Here is a 25,927-nt window from a genome sequence, read left to right as displayed (position 1 = left end):
ATGACCGACGCAACCGCCCGCGCGCAGGCTGTCCAGCCCGGACTACGCCACCACCTGCTGTTCATGGCTGGCAGTGCGCTCGCACTGCTGACGCTGTTGGCCCTGCTGCGCCTGGCACTGCTGCTGTTCAACCGCGAGCTGCTTGGTGATGCCTCGCTGGCGATCCTGCTCGAAGGCTTCGGCAACGGCCTGCGTTTCGACCTGCGCGTGCTGGTCTATATCTTCGTGCCGCTGTCGTTGGCGGTGCTTAGCCCACACGCAATGGCCGCGCGCGGGCTGCAGCGAATCTGGCTTACCACCTGCGCCAGTCTGGCGATCCTGCTCGGCGTGATCGAGCTGAACTTCTATCAGGAGTTTCATCAGCGGCTGAATGCGCTGGTCTTCCAATACCTCGGCGAGGACCCGGCCACGGTGTTGAGCATGCTCTGGCACGGCTTTCCGGTGGTCACGTTGTTGAGCGTCTGGGGCGGGCTGACGCTGGTCTGGGCGCTGCTGCTCCGCTGGCTCGACGGTCGCTGCCGGCCGCGCGGCGTCAGCCAAATGCGCCGCTCGCCAACTCGTCCGCCGCTGGCCTGGCACTGGCGTGGCGCCACGCTGCTGGTGCTGGTCCTAATCAGCGTGGTCGCCGCTCGCGGCACCCTGCGTCAGGGCCCGCCGCTACGCTGGGGCGATGCCTTCACCACCGACTCGGTGTTCATCAACCAGCTCGGCCTGAACCCGGCACTGACCCTCTACGAGGCGGCGAAGAACCGCTATTCCGATCATCGCGACAACGCCTGGAAAGCCGTGCTGCCCGAGGACGAGGCCCTGGCGGTCACCCGCGAGCTGCTGTTGACCGGCAACGACCAGCTGGCCGACCCGGAGCTGGCCGCTGTGCGCCGCGACTACCGGGCGCCGGAGGCCGGTCGATTGCCGGTGCGTAACGTGGTGGTCATCCTGATGGAGAGTTTCGCCGGGCGCTATGTCGGCGCCCTGGGCAGCCGCGATGGCATCACACCCCACTTCGACCGCCTGGCCGGTGAGGGCCTGCTGTTCGAGCGCTTCTTCGCCAACGGCACCCACACCCACCAGGGCATGTTCGCCAGCATGGCGTGCTTTCCCAATCTGCCGGGATTCGAGTACCTGATGCAGTCACCGGAGGGCGGCAACCGCTTCTCCGGGCTACCGCAGCTGCTCAGCGCCCGGGCGTTCAATGACGTCTACGTCTACAACGGCGATTTCGCCTGGGACAACCAGGCCGGCTTCTTCGGCAACCAGGGCATGACCCGTTTCGTCGGGCGCAACGACTACGTCGACCCGGTGGTGGCTGACCCGACCTGGGGCGTCTCCGACCAGGACATGTTCGACCGCGCCGTGCAGGAGCTCGGCGCGCTGGCACCGGACGAGCCCTTCTATGCACTGCTGCAGACGCTCTCCAACCACACACCCTATGCGCTGCCGGACCCGCTGCCGGTGCCGGCGGTCACCGGCCATGGCTCGCAGGATGCGCACCTGACCGCCATGCGCTATTCCGACTGGGCGCTGGGCCGCTTCTTCGAGCAGGCCAAGCGCCAGCCCTGGTACAAGGACACCCTGTTCGTGGTGGTCGGCGACCATGGCTTCGGCGCGCCGGAACAGCTCACCGAGATGGATCTGTTCCGCTTCCACGTGCCGCTGCTGCTGATCGCCCCGGGCGTCACCGAAGAGTTCGGCAGCCGGCGCGAAGTGGTGGGTACCCAGGTCGACGTGGTGCCGACCATCATGGGCCGCCTCGGGGGCGAGGTGCGCCATCAGTGCTGGGGTCGCGACCTGCTGGCACTGGATGAACGTGACCCGGGCTTCGGCATCATCAAGCCCTCGGGCAGCGACCAGACCGTGGCGATGATCCGCGGCGAGCAGATCCTGGTACAGCCCAAGGACCTCGAGCCGCGCCTGTACCGCTATCGCCTCGGTGCCGATGCCAGCGCCCAGCGGATCGAGGATGCCGACAACGCGGCGTCGATGCTGCGCCAGCTGCAGGCCTATCTGCAGGTGGCCACCGGCAGCCTGCTGGCCAACACCGCGGGCGACCGCGAGCGGGAAGAGCCAGAGACCGGGCAGAAACTGGCGCGTGCCGGCGGCGGGCAGCAGGTTGTGCTGCCGGCGCCGGGCGCTCGTCAGCCGCGTGAGGGGTGAGTTGCGGCGTGGTTCAGCGGCTTCGGCCCGGGTGTTCTGGCGTGAGTAAAGCGGGCGCACGGGCCGTCGCTCAGCGCGGAATCTTCACCCGGTCATCGTCGAAGTCTCCACGCTCGGCATCGCGGTGGCAGGCCACGCAGTTGAAGCGGCCACCGACCGATTCGCGGGCGAACTTGGCATTGCTGACTTCGTCGTGCTTGCGTTCGAACCATCGCGTCTGGCTGATGCGCGGCGGCTCGCCAGTGGTCGGCGATGGCTCCACCGGCAGGCGGTTGGCGGCCGAGGCGCGGACCAGAAAGTCGAGGATTTCCTTTTCCTGCGCTGGGTCCAGCGAGGCGTTGCTGCCGTAGTGATCACTCAGAGTGCGCATCTGCTCGCGCCAGGCATCGGCAGGCAGCAAGCCCGGGGAATAGAGCATGTGGCAGGCAGCGCATTCTTCTTTCCACACCAGCGGCGCGTCGCTCGGTATCGACAGGCGCTTGGGCCGTTTGTAGCCCTTGCGTTCGTGGTGATCGTCATCGGCCAAGCTGAAACCGGCCAGGGTCAGTGCCAGGGTCAGGCCGGCGACGGTAGATAGCGCAACGATGGGTTTCATGGCCGTACTCCTACTTCAAGCCAGTGATCCAGGTGATGAAGTCGCCCTTTTCCTGGGCGGTGCATTCGCGGGCGAAGACGTCGTCGCAGTTGCGACGGAACCACTTCTCGACCTTCTTCAGGTTGGTGAAGCGCTCGGGGTTGGCCACGGGTGCTAGCGGGTCGACCTTGCGGTGTGCGGGTGTCTTGCCCGCTTGGCGCGGGTCGGCGGTATGGCAGGTAGTGCAGCTCATGGTCTTGCCGTTGCGCTGCTCCTCGGCGACGTACAGCGCCTCGCCGCGCTCGGCGGAAAAGCCGGCGAAGGCCGGGTCCTTCTGACGGGCCTGGGCGGCGTAGCCAGCCAGCAGCGGGTGCTCGGTTTCGGCCAGCGCCGGTAGGCTCAGGCAGCAGGCCAGGACGATCCAGTGGGCTTTCATGAGATGCTCTCCAAAGGGGGGATGAGCGCAGCCTAGGCCTGATGCCTTACGCGAAGCTGAATATGGCAGTTCGATGGCATTCAGCTTCGCTTCAGCTGGTGGGTTTACAAAAGTGGCACTTCCTATCCAGAGGATTGCCATCGTGGCTGCCTTCAAGCGTTTTCGCCTGTTTCACTGGCTGCTCGCCGGATTCTTCGTCGCCGTCTACCTCAGTGGCGACGATGCCGAGCTGCTGCACGTCTGGCTGGGCTACGGCCTGGTCGCCCTGTTGGTGCTGCGCCTGCTGATTGCGCCACTGCGTCCGCGCGGTTTTCCGCGGCTGCTGCCAGCCAGGCAGCAGCCGCGCAAACCGAGCCTGACCACGTTCGGTAGTTGGCTGACCTTTGGCACGCTGCTCAGCCTTGCCCTGGCCAGCCTGCTCGGCCTGGGCATGGTGGACAACGGCGATGTACTGGCGGCGCTGCCGGGTGTTGGCCCGGACCTGTTCGGTGCTGCCAGCGACCTCGATTTCGTCGGCTGGCTGGACGATGCCGAGGAGTTGCACGAGTTCTTTGCTAATCTGGCGCTGACCCTGGTCGCGCTGCATATCGGCTATGTCTTGCTGTTCCGTCGCACTGCCGCCTGGGCGATGCTGCGCGGCCCGCGCCAGCCGGCCGAACCGGCCGCGCCGGTGTCGGTCGCGGTTTCCGAAACGCCGGTATTCGCCGCGCTGACGGTGATCTCGCGCCGGGCCGAGACGGCCGATACCGGCTCGTTCAGCCTGCAAGTGCCGGCGGAACTACGCGAGCGTTTCGCCGCGCAGCCGGGGCAGTTCGTCACCCTGCGCGTGCCCTGCGCCGAGCGGCCGTTGCTGCGCTGCTATTCGCTGTCGAAACCGCTCGGCAGCGACGGCGTGCTGCGCATCACCGTGCGCCGCGTACCCGGCGGGCGAGCTTCGAACTGGCTGCTGGATAACCTGCAAGTGGGGCAGCGTATCGAGCTGTTGCCGCCAGCCGGCCGCCTGGTGCCGGATGATCTGGACGGCGACCTGCTGTTGCTGGGCGCCGGCAGCGGTATCACACCGCTGCGTGCAATCCTCGAGGCGGCGCTCGAGCGCGGCCGCGGGCGCGTGTTCCTGTTCTATGCCAGCCGCGATGCCGCCTCGCTGATCTTCGCCGAGGAGCTGGCCGATCTTGCAGCACGCCATCCCGAGCGCCTGCAGCTGCGTATCTGGCTGGATGCCGAGCAGGGCGTGCCCAGTGGGCCGGCGATCGCCGCGAAGATCGCCGACTGGCCGCAGGGCGAGGCGTTCGTCTGCGGGCCGCAGCCGTTCATGGATGGTGCTTCGGCGGCGCTGGCCGAGCTTGGCGTGAAGAGCGACTCCATTCATGTCGAGCGATTCGATGCGCCCGTTCCCGCAGTGCCGCTCGGCGAACCGCGCCAGCCGCTGCGCAGCCGCCTGCAGGTGGCACTGGACGGCCGCCGGCATGCGCTGGATGTGCCGCAAGGCGAGGTGCTGCTGGACGCCATGGAGCAGGCCGGGCTGCAGCCGCCCAGCGCCTGCCGCTCCGGTGTCTGTGCGGCCTGCCGCTGCCGGGTGGTGGAGGGCAGCGTGAGCATGCGCAGCAACCAGGTGCTCAGCGACCAGCAGGTCCGCCAGGGCTGGGCGCTCGCCTGCCAGGCGGTGCCGACCAGCGCGCGGCTGGCGGTGGAGTACTGACGGCCGCGGAAGGAGGGCGGCCGGCTACTGCGCGAAACCGGCCTAGCGTGAATCAGCGTGCCCGAGCTATGCAGTGGGAACGCCTGGAGGACGTCGCCTTATCCGTCGGAGCGGCTTTTCTTCACCGGCAGATCATGCCGCTGCCAGGCCATCCAGGAGCCGGGAATATTCACCACGTCGCGGAAGCCTTCGCGCTTGAGGATGCTCGCGGCGATCGATGCGCGGTAGCCGCTGCCGCAGTAGGTCGCCACGGTCCTGCTGCGGTCCAGCTGCCCCAACCCGTCGGGCAGGTGGGCGACGAAGGCGTGCTCGGCACCAGGCACACGGCCCTGCGCGACTTCCTCGGGGGAGCGTACGTCGAGCACCTGCACCTGCGGATCGTCGCGGCGTGCTTCCAGTTCGTGCACCGTCCACTGTTCGACGCGCGCCAGCGGCAGGCCGGCGTTCTGCCAGTCGGTCATGCCGTTGCGTAGGTAGCCTTCCACACGATCCAGCCCGATGCGGTAGAGCTGCAGCGTGGCCTGCTGAACCTGCTGGCTGTCTTCGCCGATCAGGTAGATCGGCCGCTGGTCGTCGAGCATCCAGCCGGCCCAGCTGACGAATTCGTTCTGCAGGGCGATGTTCAGCGCGCCGGGTACGGCTGACCTGGCCGAGCTCCAGCACCTCGCCATCGGCAGCCTGGCGCAGCTCGAACCCGTAGTCCGGCGAGCAGCCACCGATGATCTCGGCACCACTGCGTTCGGCCAGCGCCTGGGCGCCGGAGACGAAGTCGGCATGGATGTGGGTTTCGATGGTGTAGGCGATGCGCAGGCCCTTCTCACGGGCCAGGTCGAGGTAGACATCGGCGTCGCGGCGTGGGTCGATCACCGCGGCGACCGCGGCCTCGCTGTCGCCCACCAGGTAGGAAATCTGTGCCAGACCGTCGGTATAGATCGGCTCGAACACCAGCATGGTTGCACCTCCGTAACGGCTGAATGGTTACGGATGTGGAACGTCGACGGGTTGCCGACGTTCACTCGCCGATCACCTGCGAACCAGCAGCACCCCGGCTTCCACGTGGTGGGTGTAGGGGAACTGGTCGAACAGCGCGCAGCGCTCGATGCGATGGGTGTCGGCGAGCTGGGCGATGTTCTGCGCCAGGGTCTCCGGATTGCAGGAGATGTAGAGGATGCGCTCGAAGCGACGGGTCAGTTCGCAGGTGTCCGGGTCCATGCCGGCGCGTGGCGGGTCGACGAAGACGCTGCCGAAGTCGTAGCTCTTCAGGTCGATCCCGGCCAGGCGGCGGAACGGGCGCACCTCGTTCAGTGCCTGCGTCAGCTCCTCGGCGGAGAGCCGCACCAGCTCGATGTTGTCGATGCCGTTGTCTTCGATGTTGGCCAGCGCGGCGTTGACCGAGGTCTTGCTGATCTCGGTGGCCAGCACGCGGCGCACGCGGGTGGCCAGCGGCAGGGTGAAGTTGCCGTTGCCGCAGTACAGCTCCAGCAGGTCGTCATCGCGTTCGCCGAGCGCTTCGAAGGCCCAGTTCAGCATCTTCTGGCAGACCTCGCCGTTGGGCTGGGTGAAGGCGCCTTCCGGCTGGCGGTAGCGGAAGCGGCGGCCGGCGACCACCAGCTGTTCTTCCACGTAATCGCGGCCGATGACGATGCGCTTGCCCTTGGAACGGCCGACCAGGCTGACGCCGAGGTCGGCGGCAAGCTGCTCGGCTTCGGCCTGCCAGGCCTCGTCCAATGGGCGGTGGTAGGCGAGGGTGATCAGCGCATCGCCGCTCAGGGTGGTGAGAAATTCGACCTGGAACAGCTTGAAGCTGAGCACTTCCGACGCCTGCCAGGCGGCCTTCAGTTGCGGCATCAGCTCGTTGATGCGGCGGCTGGCGATAGGGAAGTCGTCGATCAGGATCGCCTTGTGCTTGTCGCCCTGCTCGAACATCGCGTAATGGCGCTGGCCGTCTTCGCGCCACAGGCGGAACTCGGCACGCAGGCGGTAATGCTCGCGGGGCGAGTCGAAGACCTCCGCTGCCGGTGCATCGAACGGTGCCAGCAGCTCCTCCAGCCGGGCGGCTTTTTCGGCGAGTTGGGCGGCGTAGGTGGCGGGGTCGAATTGCGGAGCGCTCATGAAGACTCTTGGAAAGGTAGGTAATCGTAGGGTGGATCGGGGTGCGCAGCTGGCGCTTCATCCATCCACCGTCGCCGGGTGAAAGGTGGATGAAAAGCGCCATCCACCCTACGGAGCGTCAGCCGGCGAACCAGCCCAGCTTGACCACGAACAGTGCCGAGAGTACCCACATCGCCGGGCTCAGCTCGCGCCAGCGGCCGGCCAGCAGCTTGATGGCGGTCCAGGCGATGAAGCCGAAGGCAATGCCGTTGGCGATGGAGAAGGTCAGCGGCATGGCCAGCGCGGCGATGGCCACCGGCGCGGCGACGGTGAGGTCGTCCCAGTCGATGCCGGCCAGGCTGCTCATCATCAGCACGGCGACGAACAGCAGCGCCGGGGCGGTGGCATAGGCCGGCACGGCGCCGGCCAGCGGGGCGAAGAACAGGCTGAGCAGGAACAGCAGGGCGACCACGCAGGCGGTCAGGCCGGTGCGGCCACCGGCAGCGGTACCGGCGGCGGATTCGATGTAGCTGGTGGTGGTCGAGGTACCCAGCGCCGCGCCGGCCATGGTGGCGGTGCTGTCGGCGAGCAGGGCGCGGCCCAGGCGCGGCATCTTGCCGTCTTTGTCCAGCAGCTCGGCTTTCTGCGCCACGCCGATCAGGGTGCCGGACGTGTCGAACAGGTCGACGAAGAGGAAGGCGAAGATCACGCTAATCAGGCCGATATCCAGCGCGCCCATGATGTCCAGCTGCATGAAGGTCGGCGCCAGCGACGGCGGCATCGACACCACGCCATCGAGCTTCGATAGACCCAGCGCGATCGATAGCACGGTTACTAAGATGATTCCAATCATCACTGCACCGGTCACCCGGAGATAGGCGAGCGCAACAATGATGAAAAAGCCAAGGCATGCCAGCAACGGGCCGCCGGCGCTCACGTCTCCAAGCGTTAGCATCGTAGCTGGGTGGGAAACAACGATCCCTGACTTCTGAAGAGCGATGATCGCCAGGAACAGGCCGATACCGGCGGCAATGCCGGCGCGCAGGGCCAGCGGAATGCTGTGGATGATCCATTCACGGATCTTGAAGATCGACAGCCCGAAGAAGATCAGGCCGGAAAGGAACACCGCACCCAGCGCGGTCTGCCAGGTGTAACCCATGGTCAGCACCACGGTGTAGGTGAAGAAGGCGTTCAGGCCCATGCCCGGTGCCAGCGCGATCGGGTAGTTGGCGACCAGGCCCATGATCGCCGAGCCGATGGCTGCCGCCAGGCAGGTGGCGACGAACACCGCGCCGTGGTCCATGCCGGTCTCGGCGAGGATGCTCGGGTTGACGAAGAGGATGTAGGCCATCGTCAGGAAGGTGGTGATGCCGGCCAGGATCTCGGTGCGCAGCGTGGTGTTGTGCGCCTTGAGTTGAAACAGCTTTTCCAGCATGGTCGATCCTCTTGTGCCGGTTAAGTGTGGGGCCGTCGCCTCTGGCGGGCGGCTGGCCTGTCGTCGCAAAAGCCGGGCATCTTACACCGGCCGGCAGCGCGGTTGAATTTCCATTGAGCAGGTGAACGCCATGAGCAAACGTGTCCTGATTCCGATCGCCGACGGTTCCGAAGACCTGGAGGCCGTCACCCTGATCGACGTGCTGCGCCGTGCCGAGTTCGATGTGGTGGTGGCCAGCGTCGAGGAACGGCGCATGCTGACCTGTGCGCGCGGCACACGGATCACCGCCGACACCATGCTGCTCGACGTGCTGGCGCAGGACTTCGACCTCATCGTGCTGCCCGGCGGCATGCCCGGCGCGAAGACCCTCGGCGAGCTGGAGCCACTGGCCGAGCGCGTACGCCAGCAGGCCCGCGCCGGACTGGACTACGCGGCGATCTGCGCCGCGCCGGCGGTGGCGCTGCACCCCTACGGCGTGCTCAAGGGCCGCCAGGTGACCTGCTACCCAGGCATGAGCGACAACCTCACCGGCACGCATTTCCTCGACCAGCCGGTGGTGGTGGACGGCAACTGCATCACCAGCCAGGGCCCAGCGACCGCCCTGGAATTCGCCCTGACCCTGGTGGAGCGCCTGGCCGGACGGGGCAAGCGGCGCGAGGTGGCCGACGCCATGCTGGTGCCGGCGACGAACTAACCACGCAGCCCATCGGTCACTGCTTGCATGCCGGCCAGCCGGTGCAAACAGTGAATTCGAGGAGAACGATGGACAGTGTCGATCTGGCAGTGCTGCGGCGTGCCCGCGACTGGTTGCGTGACGGTCACGCGGTGGTGCTCTACACGGTGATCGAAACCTGGGGCAGCGCGCCGCGCCCGGTGGGCTCGCTGCTGGCGCTGCGCGGCGACGGCCGTGTCGAGGGCTCGGTGTCCGGTGGCTGCGTCGAGGACGACCTGCTCGCCCGGGTCATGGCCGATGAGCCACCGTCGACCTGCCAGCTGATCACCTATGGCGTGAGCAAGGAAGAATCCGCGCGTTTCGGCCTGCCCTGCGGTGGCACCCTGCGCCTGCTACAGGAGCCATTGCGCGATGCCGGCTGGATCGACGAGCTGCTGTCTCGCTGTGCCGCACACGAGCGGCTGCTGCGCCGGCTGGACATGGCCAGCGGCGCGGTCGTCCTGCAGCCCGCCGGGCGTGAGGCTGTGCTGCAGTTCGACGGGCATACCCTGCGCGCCCCATTTGGCCCCGCCTGGCGCCTGCTGATGATCGGCGCCGGGCAGCTGTCGCGCTATGTCGCCGACCTGGCTCACGGCCTCGGCTTCGAGGTGCTGATCTGTGACCCACGCGAAGGCTATGCCCACGACTGGAATCCGGCCGCCGTGCGCTTCGTGCCCGGCATGCCGGACGACGCCGTGCTGGCCATCGAGCCGGATGCGCACACCGCCATCGTCGCGCTGACCCACGACCCGCGGCTGGACGACATGGCGCTGCTCACCGCGCTGCAGTCCGAAGCCTTCTACGTCGGCGCCCTGGGCTCGCGGGTCAATAGCGAGAAGCGCAAGGCGCGCCTGCTCTCGCTGGGTCTTGGCGAGCGCCAGGTGCAGCGCCTGCACGGCCCCATCGGGCTGCCCATCGGCAGCCGCACGCCGGCGGAAATTGCCCTGTCGCTGATGGCCGAGGTGGTGGCGCTGAAGAATGGCGCCCTGGCGCCGAGCCTGTCGGCGCAGCAGCGCTGTGCCTGAGCGCAGGGTGCCTGGTGCCGGTGTCTGCGCCATCGTGCTCGCCGCCGGGCAGGGCAGCCGTTACCGCGCGGCCAGTGGTGCGGACAAGCTGCTGGCGCCGAGCCTCAGCGATGCGCCGGTGCCGCCGGTGCTCGCCGCCACGCTGGCGAACCTGCGCGGCGTCGCCGAGCGGCTGCTGGTGGTGACCCGCGCCGACAATGGTCCGCTGCACGACTGGCTTGCCGCCCATGCCGGGGACTGCGAGCGGCTGCTGGTGGAGACCCGTGGCCTCGGTCATAGCCTGGCCCAGGCGGTCGCCCATGCACCGGCGGCCCGCGGCTGGCTGGTGGCGCTGGGCGACATGCCCTATGTCCAGCCAGCGACCCTGCGGGCCATCGTCGCGGCGATCGACCACGACAATCTGGTGGTGCCTGTCCATCAGGGGCGGCCCGGCCATCCGCGCGGGATTGGTGGCGCTTATCGCGAACTGTTGCTGCAGCTCGATGGCGATCGCGGTGCCCAGGCGCTGTTCGCCCGGCATGCCGTGCAGCAGCTGGAGGTGGACGACCCCGGCGTGTTGCAGGACATCGACCACCCGGACGATCGCCGGCGGTGCTGATCCGATAAGCCTGCACGGCGATGCTCCGGCCCCTGCTCAGGGAGCTGAACGATTTCGGCGCCACGCCAGTCGTACCCCAAGACGCACGGACAGCGCACACCAATGCCCAAACCGTGAGGCTGCCATGAGCGAACATTCTTCAGCTGCAGGCCAGACCTGCACCATCAGCCTGGAGCTGAACGGCGAACGCCGTGAGCTCCAGGTGCAACCCTGGACCACCTTGCTCGACCTGCTGCGCGACCAGCTCGGCCTGACCGGCACCAAGAAAGGCTGCGATCACGGCCAGTGCGGCGCCTGCACGGTGCTGCTCGACGGGCGGCGCATCAACAGTTGCCTGACCCTGGCGGTGATGCACGACGGCGCGCGTCTGACCACCATCGAGGGCCTGGCCAGCACCGAGGCGCTGCACCCGCTGCAGGCCGCCTTCGTCAAGCACGATGCCTTCCAGTGTGGTTATTGCACGCCGGGGCAGATCTGCTCGGCGGCCGGGCTCGCGGCCGAGCACCGCGCCAGTAGCCGCGACGAGATCCGCGAACACATGAGCGGCAACCTCTGCCGCTGCGGCGCCTATCCGAACATCCTCGCCGCCATCGAGGAGGCACTGCCGGTGCTACGTGGCCAGGAGGGTGCGCAATGACGCCGTTCAGCTACCAGCGCCCCGAACGTATCGACCAGGCCATCGCCCTGCACGGGCCGGACTGCCGCTATATCGCCGGTGGCACCAACCTGCTCGACCTGATGAAGGAAAACGTGCTGCATCCGGGCCAGCTCATCGACATCAACGGCCTGCCGCTGCGCGAGATCGAGCAGACCGCCGAGGGTGGCCTGCGCATCGGTGCGCTGGTGAGCAACGCCGACCTGGCCTGGCACCCGCAGATCGAGCAGCGCTACCCGCTGCTGAGCAAGGCCATTCTTGCCGGGGCATCGCCGCAGCTGCGCAACATGGCCAGCACCGGCGGTAATCTGCTGCAGCGCACCCGCTGCTACTACTTCTATGACACCGCTACCCCGTGCAACAAGCGCGAGCCGGGGTCCGGCTGCGGCGCACGCGACGGGCGCAACCGCATCCACGCCATCCTCGGTGCCAGCGAGGCGTGCGTCGCCGTGCATCCCTCGGACATGTGCGTCGCGCTGGCGGCCCTGGACGCGCGGGTGCACATCGAAGGGCCACATGGCCAGCGGCGCGTCGACCTGGTGGACTTTCACCGCCTGCCCGGCGACCAGCCGCAGCTGGACAACGTGCTCACCGAGGGCGAGCTGATCACCGCCGTCGAACTGCCGGTGGAGGGCTTCGCCAGCCACTGCGCCTACCTCAAGGTGCGTGACCGCGCGTCCTACGCTTTCGCGCTGGTCTCCGTTGCCGCCGCGCTGGAGGTCGATGGCGACGTCATCCGTCGCGCACGCATCGCCCTGGGCGGCGTGGCCCACAAACCCTGGCGCCTGGAGGAAGCCGAAGACCTGCTCAGTGGTCAGCGCGCCGAGCCGGCGAGGTTCGCTGCGGCGGCCGATCGCCTGCTGCAAGGTGCGCAACCGCTTGCCGACAATGCCTTCAAGATCGACCTGGCCCATCGCGCTATCGTGCGCGCGCTCACCGAAGCCGCCGGAGGAACCGTCCGATGAACAGCGCCAACTCTCCACTCGGCAAGCCGCTGGACCGCGTCGACGGCCCGCTCAAGGTCACCGGCAAGGCCTGCTATGCCGCCGAAGCCGAGGTGCCGGGGCTGCTCTACGGCGCGGTGGTCTCGAGCAGCATCGCCCGTGGCCGAGTCACGCGCATCAATGCCGCCGCGGCCGAGGCATTGCCCGGCGTGCGCCTGGTGCTGACCCATCAGAACCGACCGCCGGTGGCCAGCTACGACAAGCCCTACGAGGACGACGATGCCGCCGAAGGCTCGCCGTTCCGCCCGCTGTACAACGACCGCGTGCTCTACAGCGGCCAGCCTCTGGCGCTGGTGGTGGCCGAGACCCAGGCCCTGGCGCGCCATGCGGCGAGCCTGGTGCGAGTCGAATACGAAGTCGAGGCGCACCAGACCGATCTGCAGGCCGTGCGCGACCAGGCCCACGATGCGCCTGCCGAGCTGCCCGAGCCGCGCGGTGATTTCGACTCGGCGTTCGCGGCGGCGGCAAATCGCATCGACCGTGAGTACGAGACCCCGGTGGAACACCACAACCCCATGGAGCCGCATGCTTCCATCGTCCAGTACCAGCCGGGCGGGGAGCTGCTGATCCACGACAAGACCCAGGGCGTGCAGAACTGCCAGCGCTACCTGGAGCAGGTGTTCGACATGGAGGGCAAGATCCGCGTGCTGTCGCCCTTCGTCGGCGGTGCCTTCGGCTCCGGCCTGCGCCCGCAGTACCAGCTGCCGCTGGCGGTGATGGCCGCGCTCAAGCTCAAGGCTTCGGTGCGCGTCGAGCTGACCCGCCAGCAGATGTTCACCTTCGGCTATCGCCCACGCACCGTCCAGCAGCTCAAGCTGGCGGCCGATGGTGACGGGCGGCTGCAGGCCATCGAGCACAGGGCCATCGGCCAGACCTCGCGCTTCGAGGACTTCACCGAACACGAGGTGGAGTGGTCCGGCATGCTCTACGCCTGCGACAACGTGCGCCTCGGCTACCGTCTGGCGCCGCTGGACGTCTATACCCCGCTGGACATGCGCGCCCCGGGGGCGACCATTGGCGTCTATGCGCTGGAGTGCGCGATGGACGAGCTGGCTTATGAAGTCGGTATCGATCCGCTGGAGCTGCGCTTGCGCAACTACACCGAGACCAACGGCAACGAGGGCAAGCGCTATTCCAGCAAGGAACTGCGTGCCTGCTACCAGCAGGGTGCCGAGCGTTTCGGCTGGTCGCGGCGCCCGGCGCAGCCACGCAGTCTGCGCGACGGCCATCAACTGGTCGGCATGGGCATGGCCACCGGTGTCTGGGAGGCGATGCAGATGCCTGCCTCCGCTCGCGCCTGTCTCGACGCGGACGGAAGGCTGCTGGTAACCAGCGCCACCGCCGACATCGGCACCGGCACCTACACCGCGATGACCCAGATCGCCGCCGACGCCATGGGCCTGCCGATGAGCGAAGTGGAATTCCGTCTCGGCGACTCCAGCCTGCCGCAGGCGCCGCTGGAAGGCGGGTCGGCCACCGTGTCCTCGGTCGGTAGTGCGGTGCAGCGCGCCTGCGCCGGCCTGCGGCAGAAGCTGCTGGATGCCGTGCAGCAGTCGCCGGCTTCTCCCTTTACCGGGGCGAATCTGGAGACGGTGGAGTTCGTCGATGGCGAGCTGCGGCTGAAAACCGGCGAGCATGCCGTGGCGCTGCGCGACATCGTCCAGGTCAGTGGGGCGCTGGACGCCGAAGCCAGCGTCAAGCCCGACGAGAAGCGCGACGCCTGGGCGACCGCGACCCATTCGGCGGTGTTCGTCGAAGTGCGCGTCGACGAGGACCTTGGCACCATCAAGGTCAGCCGCGTGGTCAGTGCGATCGCCGCCGGACGAATCGTCAACCCGAAGACGGCCGGCAACCAGATCGTCGGCGGCGTGGTCTGGGGCATCGGCCAGGCGCTGCACGAGGAGACGCTGATCGACCACCGGCTCGGCCGCTACATGAACCACAACCTCGCCGAGTACCACATCCCGGTGAACGCGGACATTCCGGAGGTCGAGGTGATCTTCGTCGAGGAACACGACGAGGTGGTCAACGAGCTCGGGTCGAAGGGAGTAGGGGAGATCGGTATCGTCGGTGTGGCGGCGGCGGTGGCCAATGCGATCTACAACGCGACCGGCAGGCGGGTAAGGGACCTGCCGATTACCCTGGATAAACTGCTGTAGTCGCCGGCGCGCTGGGTGGGCTTCGGCCCGCCGGTGCGGCAAAAGGTTGCTGGGTCGTCACGAGGATAACGAGTTGCCTGACGGCTTGGTTTTCGCCCTGCTGGGCGAGTTACTTTTTCTTGTCTGGCCAAGAAAAAGTAACCAAAAAGAAGGCCACCCGGCATCCGGGTTTTGCTTCGCAAAACTTCCCTCCCTCCGGCGTTGCTCCGGGGGCCTACGCTCGGCCTCCTGACGGGGAATGGGGTCCGAGTGTGCCTGTAGGTTTTCGGTCGCGATCTTTCTTCGCTTTTTCTGGCGCGCGTGGGCATGCGACTTCACGCGCCCCTGCATCAAACCTTCAATACCCGCCTCAGCAGGAACTGCCTCACCGGCACCACCGCTCGCTCCTGCGCCAGCACGCACACCACGATGCACAATCCCAGATACAGCGGATAGAAGGCTGGCGTCAGCGCCAGTTCCCCCGCCTGAGCCACGCAATCGGCCCAGTCCTCGAGGCATTCGGCCGACACCGCCCCGAGCAGCTTCTCCGAGCGCGAGAAGAGGATGAACACCGGCACATGCAGCACGAACAGCGGCAACGAGGCCGCGCCCAGGCGCTGTGACCAGCCGACCACTGCGGCACTGCGTGGCGTGGCGATCAGCGCGCAGAGCCAGACCAGCGCCAGTTGCGCCGGCAGCAGCAGGCCGTTGTGCAACAGGAAATACCAATAGCGTTCGCCCTTGAGCAGCCACACCGTGGCCAGAAAGCTCGCCAGCACGAAGGCCCCCAGTGCCAGCCGCGCTGCGATGCCGAGTTGCCCGCCGGCCGCTCGCCATTCGCGGAACAGCCCGCAGAGCAGAATGCCGGCGAGAAATTCCGGCAGCCGCAGCAGCGGCATGCGGTGCAGCATGCCGGTGACGGGAATGCCGTAGGCATCCTGCTGGATCGCCCACAGCGGCGGCAGCAGGTAGAGCGCGGCGATTGCCAGCAGCCACCAGCCCTTGTGGCGCAGGCGCATCAGGCGCGGTGCCAGCAGCGGGAAGCACAGGTAGAAGAAGAACAGCGTGGAGATCGACCACAGCGGCGGGTTGAACGTCAGGTACAGTGGGTTCCAGGCATGCAGCATCAGCAGCTGCAGAATGAAGTTGAACGCCAGCTCGCGGTTGTTCATGAAGTACTCGAGGGCGTCGCGGGCCTCGCCGCTGAGCTCCTCGTTGGTGTCGTAGACCACGTAGCGCAGGCTCGCCTTGGCGTCGTCCGGCGGAATGCCTAGCTTGGCGATGATGGTCAGCACGATGGCCGTCAGCAGCAGCGAGAACAGGTGCAGCGGGTAGAGGTTGGCCAGGCGTTTGCCGAGGAAATGCCGCGCCGGCTCGCGCAGTTCGCCCTGCCGGCAATAGACGTGCGCCAGCAGAAAGCCGGAGAGGACGAAGAAGCTGCTGGTGGCGAAGAAGCCGACGCCGGCCAGCTCCGAGAGCCAGGTTGGCTCGTCTTCGACGTAGGCGTGCACGGTATGGAACAGCACGACGTAGATGGCCAGCAGAAAGCGCAGCCACTCCAGTCCGATGAAATGTTCGGTGCGCGCCACTGCTCCACTCCTGCGTCGGTTGATAGTCATCGGACTCGCATCGACGCCAGCGGTTGCGCTGCACCGGTAATCGGGACCCGGCGCACGCCCGCCAGCGCCGGTGGTCGATAGGTGGGGAATGCACCATTCGATCCGGAGGCCCATGTTGTTGCCCGCCCAGCTTCGTTCACCGTTCGCCGCTCTGTGTCTGCTGCTGATCACGCTGTCGCTCGCCCAGCGCGCCGTGGCGCAGGACAGCATCGAATGGAGCGGCCCGTTCCTGGCGCGCCTGGCGCAGGTGGACAGGCAGACACCAGGGCAACTGGGCGTCTACGTCAAGGACATGCAGACCGGCATCTCGGTCTCCTACCACGGCGAAGACGCCTGGTACCTGGCCTCGACGGTCAAGGTGCCGATTGCCATCGCGGTGATGCGCCGTGTCGAGCAGGACGACTTGACGCTGGACAGCCCGGTGACCCTGCTTGCCAGCGACTATGTCGACGGTGCCGGCCCGACCAATAGCCATGCGCCGGGCAAGGCGCTGAGCGTGCGCTATCTGCTGGACCAGATGCTGATCCACAGCGACAACACCGCCAGCGACATGCTGATCAGGCTGGTCGGCATCGAGCAGGTCAATGCGGTCACCCGCGAGCTGGTGCCCGAGGGCTTCGGGCCGATCACCACCCTGGCCGATGTGCGACGGCTGATCTACGGCGAACTGCATCCGGCGGCGCGCACCCTGTCCGGTAAGGATTTTCTCGCCCTCAAGCGGCAGCCGAACGACGCCGGCCGCCTGGCCTTGCTGCCGCGGCTGATCGGCGTGGAGCGCAGCGCGCTGGTGCCCATCAGCCTCGGCGAGGCCTACGAGCGTTACTACGCTACGCCGTTCAACTCCGGCACGCTGAAGGCCTATGGCGATCTGCTCTCGGCACTCGATGCCGGCACCGCGCTGGGGCCGGCGAGCACCGAGTACCTGCTGAGCGTGATGCGCCGGGTCGAGACTGGCGGGCGGCGAATCAAGGCTGGCCTGCCGTCCGGCACCGGGTTCGCGCACAAGACCGGCACCCAGCGCGCGCGCATCTGCGATGCCGGGCTGGTGGACCAGCCAGGCGCGGCGGACTCGACGTCCCAGCGCCTGATCATTGTCGCCTGCGTGCGCGGGGTGGCCTCCACCACCCAGGCCGAGCGGGCATTGCGTGGCACCGGCGAGGCCGTCGCCGCAGCGGGGTTAATTCGAAGATGAGCAGATTGATCGCGTTGGGCGCACTGCTGTTGCCACTGGCCGGCCTGACGGCCTGCACCGAACAGGCCGAGGCGACCTGGAAGGATGGGCTGGAGCAGGAGCTGCGCCGCGTCGACGAGGCGTCGCCAGGCAAGCTCGGCGTGTACATCAAGCATCTGGGCGAGGACGCCGAGCTGCGCTACGACGCCGAGCGCTTCTGGTACCTCGGCTCGGCAGTGAAGGTGCCGATCGCTCTGGCCGTGCTGCAGGGCGTCGACGATGACGAGTTTCGCCTCGATCAGCGGCTGACGCTGGAGGCGGACGACAAGGTGGACGGCTCCGGCGATCTGGTCTGGCAGGACAACGGCGTCGATTACTCGCTGCGCGATCTGCTCAAGGAAATGCTCATCGAAAGCGACAACACGGCCGCCAACATGCTGATCCGCCTGGTCGGCGAGGATGCGCTCAACCAGCGCACCCGCAAGAGCATGGGCGGCGACTTCGAGGCCATCACCAGCTTTACCCAGGTGCGGCGCGACGTATACGGCGAGGTACATCCCGATGCCGCCCAGCTGGACAACATGCAGCTGGTGGAGCTGGCCTCAGCGCCGTTCAGCAAGCCGCGTTATGAGGCGCTGGCGCGGGTACTCAATCTGCAGCAGGACGAGTTGAAGGCGGCAAGCATGGAGCAGGCCTACGAGCGCTACTACGCCCGCCAGCTCAACTCCAGCAGCCTGGTGGCCTACGGCACGATGCTGGAAAAACTGGTGCGCGGGGAGTTGCTGTCGGCCGAGAGCCGCGATCTGCTGTACGGCTTCATGAAGCTCGATTCCTATGACAACTACCGGCTCGAGGCCGGGCTGCCGGAGGACGTGCCCTTCATCCAGAAGACCGGCACGCAGCTGGAGCGCGCCTGCCATGTGGGCGTGATCGAGCCGCAGGACGAGCGCCGTGCGATCGTCGTGGTGGCCTGCGCCGAAGGCCTGGACGAAGGCAAGGAAGCCGGCAGCCTGTTCGAACAGGTCGGCCAGGCGATCAGCAAGGCGTTGCTGAGCGAGGCGCGTCGGCCCTGATCCGCTCGTGAATTAGCGACGGGTCGCCTTGATTATCACGAATTTCGGCGTGGCGGCGACCTGCTCGGCATTGCCGAACAGACGCTTGAGCTTGAGGTGATAGCCGAGGTGGCGATTGCCGACGATCCACAGCTCGCCGCCCTTGGTCAGTGCCGCCTTGGCCTGGGTGAACATGCGCCAGGCGAGGAAATCGCCGACCACCTGCTGCTGGTGGAACGGCGGATTGCACAGCACCAGATCCAGCGAGCCGGGCGGCTGCTCGGCCAGGCCGTCGCCGGCGCGGATATCGGCCGGGCGCTCGCCGAGGATCGCCTGCCAGTTCTCGCGCGCCGACTGCACCGCCATGTAGCTCTCGTCCACCAGGGTCAGCTCCGCCTGCGGGTTACCCAGCGCGTAGACGATGCCGAGCACGCCGTTGCCGCAGCCGAGGTCGGCGACACGTAGCGCGCCGAGCGCCTTGGGCAGATGCGGCAGAAAGGCGCGCGTGCCGATGTCCAGCCCTTCGCGACAGAACAGGTTGGCGTGGTTTAGCAGTTCCAGTTTTGGCTGGTCGAGCTGATAGCGGGTCGGGTAGGGCGACCGCGGTACCGGTTTCGCGCTTGGCGTGGCGCTGAGCAGGCGGGCCTTCTTTACCGCCAGCGAAGCCTGCACCGGGCCGATGTACTGCTCCAGCAGATCACCGGCGGCACGCGGCAGGTGCTTGATCATCGCCGCCGCGATCACCTGCGCGCCGGGCGCCAGCTGGCCGTGCAGACGGATCAACTGTTCTTCCAGCAGGGCAAGGGTCTTCGGTACGCGAATCAGCACCCGGTCGAACGGGCCCTCGGAGACCTCGCTGGCGGGAACGAAACGCACGCGTTCGGCCGGCAGGTCGTTGCGTGCCAGGTTTTTCTGCAGGGCCAGATGGGCCAGATGCGAATCGCCGCTGCTGGTCACTTCGACATGCGCGGCCAGCGCGCAGGCCAGCGCACCGAAGCTGTCATTGAGAATCAGCACCCGCGTGGCGGCCGGCAGACGCTGTTCATGCAACGTGGCGAGCAGGTATTCGTCGGCGGCGTCGAAGGCCTGCAACGGCTCGTTGGGCTGCTCCGGCTGGCGGATCAGGTCGAGGCTGGCGTACGGGGTGTCGAGAATAGGCATGAGAACTGGCGGTGTTTGTGGGCGTCGGAAAGGAGTATCAAGAGTTCACGGGGCGCCACGTAAGTGTCCACTGATGCTCGGAGGGAGCGAAGTATGACCGCCAGCGAAGAGAAGTTCACCCGCCAGCGCCTGCTCGAGGTGCAGACGCTGACGCCCAACCTGTTCACCCTGCGCACCAGCCGCGACCCCGGCTTTCGTTTCACCGCCGGGCAGTTCGCCCGCCTCGGCGTGCGCAAGCCCAGCGGCTGTATTGTCTGGCGTGCCTACTCCATGGTATCGGCGCCGCACGACGAGTTTCTCGATTTCTTCTCCATCGTGGTGCCGGACGGCGAATTCACCAGTGAGCTGAGCCGGCTCGAGGTGGGCGACGAGTTGCTGGTGGACAAGCAGGCCTTCGGCTTCCTGACGCTGGATCGCTTTCCCGATGGTCGTGACCTCTGGCTGCTGGCCACCGGCACCGGGATCGCCCCGTTTCTGTCGATCCTGCAGGACTTCGAGGCCTGGCAGCGCTTCGAGCGCATCATTCTCGTCTACAGCGTGCGCGAAGCCCGCGAACTGGCCTATCAGCAGCTGATCGCCGAACTGCCTCAGCGCGACTACCTGGAGGGTCTCGGCGCGAAGCTGCTGTACCTGCCGGTAGTCACGCGCGAACGGGTGTCCGGCGCGCTGCATGGGCGCATCACCACGCTGATCGAGAACGGCGAACTGGAGCGCGCCGCCGATCTGCAGCTGACGCCGGAGCATTCGCGGATCATGCTCTGCGGCAACCCGCAGATGATCGAGGACTCCCGTGCGGTACTGAAAGCCCGTGATCTGAACCTGGCGATGACCCGCAGGCCCGGTCAGGTGGCAGTGGAGAACTACTGGTAGTCGATTGCTGCGGGAAGCCCCGCAAAGCAAAAGCCCCCGCCGGACGATCCGACGGGGGCTTTGTCTTTCTGGCCGAGGCTTGCCGGTCGGCGCAGCCGTTACACGACGCCCTGGGCCAGCATGGCATCGGCAACCTTGACGAAGCCGGCGATGTTGGCGCCCTTGACGTAGTTGATCCGGCCGTTTTCCTCGCCGTGGGCGACGCAGGCGTGGTGGATTGACTGCATGATGCCGTGCAGCTTGGTGTCCACCTCACCGGCGGTCCAGTGCAGGCGCATGGCGTTCTGGCTCATCTCCAGGCCGCTACAGGCCACACCACCGGCGTTGGAGGCCTTGCCCGGGGCATAGAGGATGCCGGCCTCGAGGAACAGGTCCACGGCTTCCAGGGTCGACGGCATGTTGGCGCCCTCGGCCACGCAGATGCAGCCGTTCTTCAGCAGCGCGCGGGCGTCTTCGCCGTCCAGCTCGTTCTGCGTGGCGCAGGGCAGGGCGATATCGCACGGCAGGCTCCAGGGACGCTGGTCGGCCATGAAGGTCACGCCGAACTGCGTGCCCATCTCTTCCAGACGACCGCGACGGACGTTCTTCAGATCCATCAGATAGGCCCACTGCTCGTCGGTCATGCCGTCCGGGAAGTGCAGCGTGCCGCCGGAGTCCGACAGCGAGACGACGCGGCCGCCCAGCTCCATGACTTTCTGCGCGGCGTACTGCGCGACGTTGCCGGAGCCGGAGATCGCCACGCGCTTGCCATCGAAGCTGCTGTGGGTGCTCTTGAGCATTTCCTCGGCGAAATACACGCAGCCGTAGCCGGTGGCTTCCGGGCGGATCAGGCTGCCGCCGTAGGGCAGGCCCTTGCCGGTCAGTACCGAGGTGAACTGGTTGGACAGGCGCTTGTACTGGCCGAACAGGAAACCGATCTCGCGGCCGCCAACGCCGATGTCACCGGCTGGCACGTCGAGGTCGGCGCCGATGTGGCGGTACAGCTCGCTCATGAAGGACTGGCAGAAGCGCATCACTTCGTTGTCGCTCTTGCCCTTCGGGTTGAAGTCCGAACCGCCCTTGCCGCCGCCCATGGGCAGCGAGGTGAGGGAGTTCTTGAAGACCTGCTCGAAGGCGAGAAACTTGAGTACGCCGATGTTTACCGACGGGTGGAAGCGCAGGCCGCCCTTGTATGGGCCGATGGCGCTGTTCATCTGGATGCGGAAACCGCGGTTGACCTGGACGCGGCCCTGATCGTCGACCCACGGCACGCGGAAGATGATGGCGCGCTCCGGCTCCACCATGCGTTCGATGATGCCGGCCTGCATGTAGTGCGGGTGGGCTTCGAGGAATGGCCAGAGGCTGCGAACCACTTCTTCCACCGCCTGGTGGAATTCGGGTTGGTGGGGGTCGCGTTGCTTCAGTCGGGCGAGAAAGGCATCAACGGTTTCGATCATCAGTAGGCCCTCGGCGACCGCTTGTTGGCAGTCATTGATAATTTTTTTGGCGGGCGACTGTAACAAACCTGATTTGCACCGCGGAAGTGCGATGTGGATGGAGGGTGCCTTTATGTGGTGCGCGGCGTGCGGCGCCAACGGATGGTGATGCTTTGTGCGTATCGCTTGTCTGGTGCGCCTTTCAAGGGAGGTCGAGAAGGATTTCCCCGTCGCTGTCCTGCTTTGCGCTGAAATGTCGCATCGAATGCATCGTTTTTGTGCAGGTGGCGGGCGAAGCGGTCAGTCCGCCAGCTCGCACCGGTTGCGACCGCTGCGCTTGGCCCGCAGCAGGGCGAGATCGGCACGGTTGATGGTGTTCGAATAGGTTTCCTCGGGGCGCAGTTCGGCGATGCCCATACTGGCGGTGACCCCGAGCAGATCCTCGTTCACCCGTACGCCCAGCGCCGCGATGCTGGCGCCCAGGCGGCCCATGACGGTCTGCGCCATCTGTGCGGTGCACTCGGGCATCAGGATCAGGAACTCCTCGCCGCCCCAACGGCCGCACAGGTCGTGCTCGCGGATTTCCGACTCCATCACCCGTACCACCTCGATCAGCACCCGGTCGCCGACATCGTGGCCGTAGTCATCGTTGATGATCTTGAAGCGGTCGATGTCGAGCATGACCAGCGCCAGCGGGCGTCCGTAGCGCTTGGCCCGCTCGCTTTCCTCGCGCAGGCGTTCGGTGAGCAGGCGGCGGTTGGCGATGCCGGTCAGTGAGTCCAGCATCGAGGCTTCGCGTAGCGAGGCGTTGAGATCCTGCATCATCGCCTGGTAGCGATCGGAGATGCGCGCAACCTTCTCCAGCTGGCGCAGCTGCTTGTCGAAGCGCGCCGCCAGGCTCAGTTCACGCTCGCGGGCAATGCTCTGGTAGCCGTCGGAGACGCGGGCGATTCGCTCGATGCGCCCGAGCAGATCGTGGTGGGCGCTCCACAGCTGGCTCAGGGCTTCCTTGAGTGGATGCCCTTCGAACTGTGGATCGGCGAGAAGGCTGGCTACTTCTTGCTCTAACGGTGATGGCCCGCGCATATCGACCTTCTGTCAGTCGTGACTCAGGATGGAGAACGGAAAGGTGCAGTCCTCCTTGAACTCTTCGGCCAGCTCGACCACGCGCTCGTTGCGGACGTCGTAGTACCAGTTGACCGCCACCTGGCGGCCATCCTGGAAGGCGGCCTCGAGCAGGTCGAAGATATCCATCATCGCCTTGATGCTGCTGGTGTTGAGGTACAGCAGGCGCAGTTCGAGGCTGAGCGGGTGGCTGGCCTGGCCCAGGAAGCGTTCGATCCACTCGTAGACCTGATGGAACAGTTCGTAGGAATTCTCCGGGTAGGAATCGCCCTGCATCGAAACGATGCCTTTTTCCCAGTCGGACTGGATAGCGGGAGTGGACTGGCTGCCGGGGATGGAAAAGTCGTTCATGGGGATGCTCTTGGGATTCAGATGACGGCGCTCAGGCTGATGAAGGAAAGTTCGCCGGAGACCGGCTGCAGCGAAGCCTTGAGGGGTTCGCTGGACTTGCGGGCGATATCGATCAGGCCCAGCCCTGCGCCGGTGGCCACGTGTTCGTCGCGTGGCTTGCGCAGTTGCTCCTTGTACAGAGCCTTCAGTTCGGCTTTGTCTTTCTTCGCCAGTTCCGCGACAGCGTTGAGCAATACCTGACCGTCGGCGGTTTCGATGAGATTGCCTGCCGAGACGACATAGCGGCCCTGGTCATCACGGGAAACCACCACGGTGGCGCCGGCCTGCTGATCGGACCAGTTCTTCTCGCGGGTGTAGTGGCGGATGTTCTGCGTCATTTCGATGTACACGGCGAACACGTCCATCGCCGAAGATGGATGTGCCTGCTCTTCGGCCATGTAGTTGCGCAGCGCGTTGCCGATTTCTTCGATCAGGCTGCGTGAGATGGGGCCGTTGAAGCACAGCATGATCTGTTGCTGGTTGTAGCATTCGCGCATCGCGAACATATCAATGGGGGCCATGGCCAACTCCCTGTCTCAATCGAAACGGAAACATAACATCGTGATGTCGTCGCGCTGCGGAAATTCTCCCTGATAGCGCGCCAGTGCGAGGCTGAAGGCTTCGCCCTGTTCAGCCAGCGGACGCCTTGCATGCTCGCGGATCATGCTGGCGAAGCGGCTGTTGCCGAAGCCGTAGCCCTGGTCGCCGCCGGCCTGGTCGAGGAATCCGTCGGTGGTCATGTAGAAGGTCCGGCCTGACCGCAGGTCGATACTGGTGTTGTGGTACTCGCCGACGCGCTTGTCGCCGATCGCCCGGCGTGCCGCCTTGACCTCGTGAACGTCCTCGCCGTCACAGTAGTACAGCGCGATCTTCGCGCCGGAATAATGCACCTTGCGCCGCTTGAGATCGACATAGGCCAGGCCGATGTCCATGTTGGTGGCCAGCGCGTGGGCATCATCCTCTTCCTTGAGCATGCTGCGCACGATGGCGTCGGTACGCGCCAGCGCCGCGGCCGGATCGGCCAGGCCGGTGCTGCCGAGTGCCTGATCGATCGCGGCATGGGCCAGCATGGTCATCAGGGCGCCGGGTACGCCATGGCCGGCGCAGTCGACCACGCCGAACAGACAGCCGTGGTCGTCGGCGCGATAGACATAGAAGTCGCCACCGACGACATCGCGCGGCCGCCACAGCACCGCATGGCGATCGCCCATGGCGCTGACCAGCTGCCGGTTCGGCAGGATCGAGCGCTGGATGAGGCTGGCGTAATCGATGGAGTCGTCGATCTTCTTGTGTGCCGCGGCCATGTCCCGGTTGGCCTGTTCCAGGTCGCGGGTGCGCTCGCGTACGCGGTTCTCCAGCTCGCTGGTGTGGCTGCGCACCTTCTGTGCCATGGCGCCGAAGGCTGCACTGAGCTCGCCGATCTCATCCTGGCGATGCAGCGGCAGCGGCGCGTCGTACTGCCCGGCCGCCAGCGCCTGGGCGCTGCGGCGTAGCTGTCGCAGCGGCTTGAGCACGCGCTTCTCCACCAGCCAGGCGCCACCGCCGATCAGCAGCAGGAACAGCACGAGGAACAGTCCGATGGCCGGCAGCAGCGGACGCACCTCGACCACCTGCGCGGTGCTCAGGTCGACGGCGCTGGCGACGAACCACTGCAGCTCCGGAATCCAGCTCAGCGCCAGCAACCGCGGGGCGCCATCCAGCGTGACCCGAACGGTCGCCACGCTGCCGGGACTGTCGCGGCTTTCGGCCATGGCCTGGCGTACCGCCGACGCTGCGCTGAGGTCGTCGAGCAGGCCGAGGATATTGGTGGACAGCGAGCGCCCCCGTGCCGTCTCGGCATTCAGCGTGACGAGGTTCTGGTTGGGGTGGACCAGGATGGAGCCGAAGGCGTCGAGCACCATCGACTCGACACCGACCTTGTTGGACTCGATGAAGTCGTCGAGGAAAGCCTGCAGACCGATGCCCGAGCCGACCAGCCCGAGGCGCCGATCGCCATCTCGTACCTGCACGTTGAACCAGACCTTGAGTTCGCCGGTGACCACCGAACGATCGACGTTGAGTGCGTAGGGTGCATTGGCCTGGAGCGTCTGGAAGAACCACTCGTCGCGCGGATTGTCCGGGCTCATTTCATAGCGCGGCGTCTCGCTGGGCGCCTGGTCGGGCCCGTTGGAATAGTAGCTGTTGCTGCGTGCCGACGCGGCAAAGTAGGCGTGATCGCCCAGCGCTTGCTGGTAACCGGCAGCTTCCTTGAAAAAGGTCTCGCGCTTGGTCGGATTGCGCTCGTCGTTGAGCCAGGCGAGGGTCAACTGCGTCGCGGCGAGGCGCTGGGCGAGTGCGAGCTCGCGAGACACCGGCGCGAACAGGCGTTCGCGGTTGAGTTGCACCACGTTGCGTGCATAGGCTTCGCCGAAGCGGTTCTGCACGCCGAGCAGCGCCTCGCGGCCGATGAAGCCTGCGAACACGAAGGCCAGCAGGCAGGTAAGCAACAAGGCCAGCAGTGATTTGCCGCGCAATCCCAGGGCTGCCATGCGAAATTCCTTCCTGTCACGAAGTCGTGGCGCGGTAGACGATTGCCGGCCGTGGGTCAGAGTGGGCGGCAATTA

Annotated in this window: 23 protein-coding genes and 1 pseudogene; 11 read left to right on the top strand and 13 right to left on the bottom strand. The window is 66.5% G+C overall.

Annotated features, from left to right (window positions below; translation table 11 throughout):
* The gene (locus P5703_RS17605; protein WP_285588503.1) at positions 1-2,154 is read left to right on the top strand and encodes an LTA synthase family protein; all 2,154 of its coding nucleotides are present in this window, start codon (positions 1-3) and stop codon (positions 2,152-2,154) included.
* 70 nt (positions 2,155-2,224) lie between these two features.
* Here P5703_RS17605 and P5703_RS17600 read toward each other — a convergent pair whose 3' ends face one another.
* On the bottom strand, positions 2,225-2,749 hold the full coding sequence (locus P5703_RS17600) for a diheme cytochrome c (RefSeq protein WP_045631814.1): 525 nt from the start codon (positions 2,747-2,749) through the stop codon (positions 2,225-2,227).
* A gap of 10 nt (positions 2,750-2,759) precedes the next feature.
* A complete protein-coding gene (locus tag P5703_RS17595) occupies positions 2,760-3,164 on the bottom strand; it encodes a DUF1924 domain-containing protein (RefSeq protein ID WP_045631815.1) in 405 nt (134 codons plus the stop codon).
* Positions 3,165-3,306: 142 nt separating this feature from the next.
* On the opposite strand from P5703_RS17595, the gene P5703_RS17590 reads away from it, so the two are divergent.
* Entirely contained in the window at positions 3,307-4,863 is a 1,557-nt protein-coding gene (locus tag P5703_RS17590; RefSeq protein WP_045631816.1) for a 2Fe-2S iron-sulfur cluster-binding protein, read from the top strand.
* Between the two features lie 98 nt (positions 4,864-4,961).
* Here P5703_RS17590 and P5703_RS17585 read toward each other — a convergent pair whose 3' ends face one another.
* The 4 genes and pseudogenes from P5703_RS17585 to P5703_RS17575 form a co-directional block, all read right to left on the bottom strand.
* On the bottom strand, positions 4,962-5,534 hold the full coding sequence (locus P5703_RS17585; protein ID WP_236450855.1) for a rhodanese-like domain-containing protein: 573 nt from the start codon (positions 5,532-5,534) through the stop codon (positions 4,962-4,964).
* A 103-nt stretch (positions 5,535-5,637) separates the two neighbouring features.
* Positions 5,638-5,814 (bottom strand): annotated as a pseudogene (locus tag P5703_RS23965) (MBL fold metallo-hydrolase); the annotation flags it as partial.
* A gap of 72 nt (positions 5,815-5,886) precedes the next feature.
* The gene (gene trmA / locus P5703_RS17580; protein WP_045631817.1) at positions 5,887-6,975 is read right to left on the bottom strand and encodes a tRNA (uridine(54)-C5)-methyltransferase TrmA; all 1,089 of its coding nucleotides are present in this window, start codon (positions 6,973-6,975) and stop codon (positions 5,887-5,889) included.
* 118 nt (positions 6,976-7,093) lie between these two features.
* Positions 7,094-8,389 carry an NCS2 family permease gene (locus tag P5703_RS17575; protein ID WP_045631818.1) on the bottom strand — a complete coding sequence of 432 codons (1,296 nt, stop codon included), beginning with the start codon at positions 8,387-8,389 and terminating at the stop codon, positions 7,094-7,096.
* Between the two features lie 130 nt (positions 8,390-8,519).
* Here P5703_RS17575 and P5703_RS17570 point away from each other — a divergent pair, with 130 nt between their 5' ends.
* From P5703_RS17570 to P5703_RS17545, 6 genes are all read left to right on the top strand, one after another.
* Positions 8,520-9,083, top strand: coding sequence for a DJ-1 family glyoxalase III (locus P5703_RS17570; protein WP_017245379.1), 564 nt, complete (start codon positions 8,520-8,522; stop codon positions 9,081-9,083).
* 68 nt (positions 9,084-9,151) lie between these two features.
* Positions 9,152-10,126, top strand: coding sequence for an XdhC family protein (locus tag P5703_RS17565; protein ID WP_011912112.1), 975 nt, complete (start codon positions 9,152-9,154; stop codon positions 10,124-10,126).
* A 7-nt stretch (positions 10,127-10,133) separates the two neighbouring features.
* Entirely contained in the window at positions 10,134-10,724 is a 591-nt protein-coding gene (locus tag P5703_RS17560) for a nucleotidyltransferase family protein (RefSeq protein ID WP_285590210.1), read from the top strand.
* Between the two features lie 124 nt (positions 10,725-10,848).
* Entirely contained in the window at positions 10,849-11,361 is a 513-nt protein-coding gene (locus tag P5703_RS17555; protein ID WP_013981825.1) for a (2Fe-2S)-binding protein, read from the top strand.
* Positions 11,358-12,344 (top strand): FAD binding domain-containing protein, encoded by a 987-nt coding sequence (locus tag P5703_RS17550; protein ID WP_011912115.1) that lies wholly within the window; start codon positions 11,358-11,360, stop codon positions 12,342-12,344. The genes P5703_RS17555 and P5703_RS17550 overlap by 4 nt, the downstream gene beginning before the upstream one ends.
* Positions 12,341-14,542 carry a xanthine dehydrogenase family protein molybdopterin-binding subunit gene (locus P5703_RS17545; protein WP_285588483.1) on the top strand — a complete coding sequence of 734 codons (2,202 nt, stop codon included), beginning with the start codon at positions 12,341-12,343 and terminating at the stop codon, positions 14,540-14,542. The genes P5703_RS17550 and P5703_RS17545 overlap by 4 nt, the downstream gene beginning before the upstream one ends.
* A gap of 329 nt (positions 14,543-14,871) precedes the next feature.
* Here P5703_RS17545 and P5703_RS17540 read toward each other — a convergent pair whose 3' ends face one another.
* A complete protein-coding gene (locus P5703_RS17540) occupies positions 14,872-16,110 on the bottom strand; it encodes an acyltransferase family protein (protein WP_013981828.1) in 1,239 nt (412 codons plus the stop codon).
* A 142-nt stretch (positions 16,111-16,252) separates the two neighbouring features.
* Between P5703_RS17540 and P5703_RS17535 the strand changes: the two genes are divergently transcribed.
* On the top strand, positions 16,253-17,332 hold the full coding sequence (locus P5703_RS17535) for a serine hydrolase (protein WP_014595867.1): 1,080 nt from the start codon (positions 16,253-16,255) through the stop codon (positions 17,330-17,332).
* Complete coding sequence (locus P5703_RS17530) at positions 17,329-18,384, top strand: serine hydrolase (protein WP_279641301.1); 1,056 nt, start codon at positions 17,329-17,331, stop codon at positions 18,382-18,384. The genes P5703_RS17535 and P5703_RS17530 overlap by 4 nt, the downstream gene beginning before the upstream one ends.
* Positions 18,385-18,396: 12 nt before the next feature.
* Here the strand turns inward: P5703_RS17530 and P5703_RS17525 are convergent, their stop codons facing one another.
* On the bottom strand, positions 18,397-19,524 hold the full coding sequence (locus P5703_RS17525) for a methyltransferase (protein ID WP_285588443.1): 1,128 nt from the start codon (positions 19,522-19,524) through the stop codon (positions 18,397-18,399).
* A gap of 93 nt (positions 19,525-19,617) precedes the next feature.
* Here P5703_RS17525 and P5703_RS17520 point away from each other — a divergent pair, with 93 nt between their 5' ends.
* Positions 19,618-20,394: a ferredoxin--NADP reductase gene (locus P5703_RS17520; RefSeq protein WP_218422265.1), complete on the top strand. Its 777-nt coding sequence runs from the start codon at positions 19,618-19,620 to the stop codon at positions 20,392-20,394.
* Between the two features lie 98 nt (positions 20,395-20,492).
* Here P5703_RS17520 and gdhA read toward each other — a convergent pair whose 3' ends face one another.
* The 5 genes from gdhA to siaA all read right to left on the bottom strand — a co-directional run bounded on the left by gdhA (position 20,493) and on the right by siaA (position 25,852).
* The gene (gene gdhA / locus P5703_RS17515; protein WP_017245366.1) at positions 20,493-21,830 is read right to left on the bottom strand and encodes an NADP-specific glutamate dehydrogenase; all 1,338 of its coding nucleotides are present in this window, start codon (positions 21,828-21,830) and stop codon (positions 20,493-20,495) included.
* Between the two features lie 279 nt (positions 21,831-22,109).
* Positions 22,110-22,895 carry a biofilm regulation diguanylate cyclase SiaD gene (gene siaD / locus P5703_RS17510; RefSeq protein ID WP_017245365.1) on the bottom strand — a complete coding sequence of 262 codons (786 nt, stop codon included), beginning with the start codon at positions 22,893-22,895 and terminating at the stop codon, positions 22,110-22,112.
* 12 nt (positions 22,896-22,907) lie between these two features.
* A complete protein-coding gene (siaC, locus tag P5703_RS17505; RefSeq protein ID WP_014595875.1) occupies positions 22,908-23,285 on the bottom strand; it encodes a biofilm regulation phosphoprotein SiaC in 378 nt (125 codons plus the stop codon).
* Positions 23,286-23,302: 17 nt separating this feature from the next.
* Positions 23,303-23,845, bottom strand: a complete 543-nt coding sequence (gene siaB / locus P5703_RS17500) for a biofilm regulation protein kinase SiaB (RefSeq protein WP_014595876.1) — start codon at positions 23,843-23,845, stop codon at positions 23,303-23,305.
* A gap of 15 nt (positions 23,846-23,860) precedes the next feature.
* On the bottom strand, positions 23,861-25,852 hold the full coding sequence (siaA, locus tag P5703_RS17495) for a biofilm regulation protein phosphatase SiaA (protein ID WP_279646931.1): 1,992 nt from the start codon (positions 25,850-25,852) through the stop codon (positions 23,861-23,863).
* Positions 25,853-25,927: the final 75 nt, after the last annotated feature.

It is taken from the genome of Stutzerimonas sp. FeSN7 (assembly GCF_030263795.1).
GTDB lineage: Bacteria > Pseudomonadota > Gammaproteobacteria > Pseudomonadales > Pseudomonadaceae > Stutzerimonas > Stutzerimonas stutzeri.
This window is presented reverse-complemented; position numbering and strand designations above follow the sequence as displayed.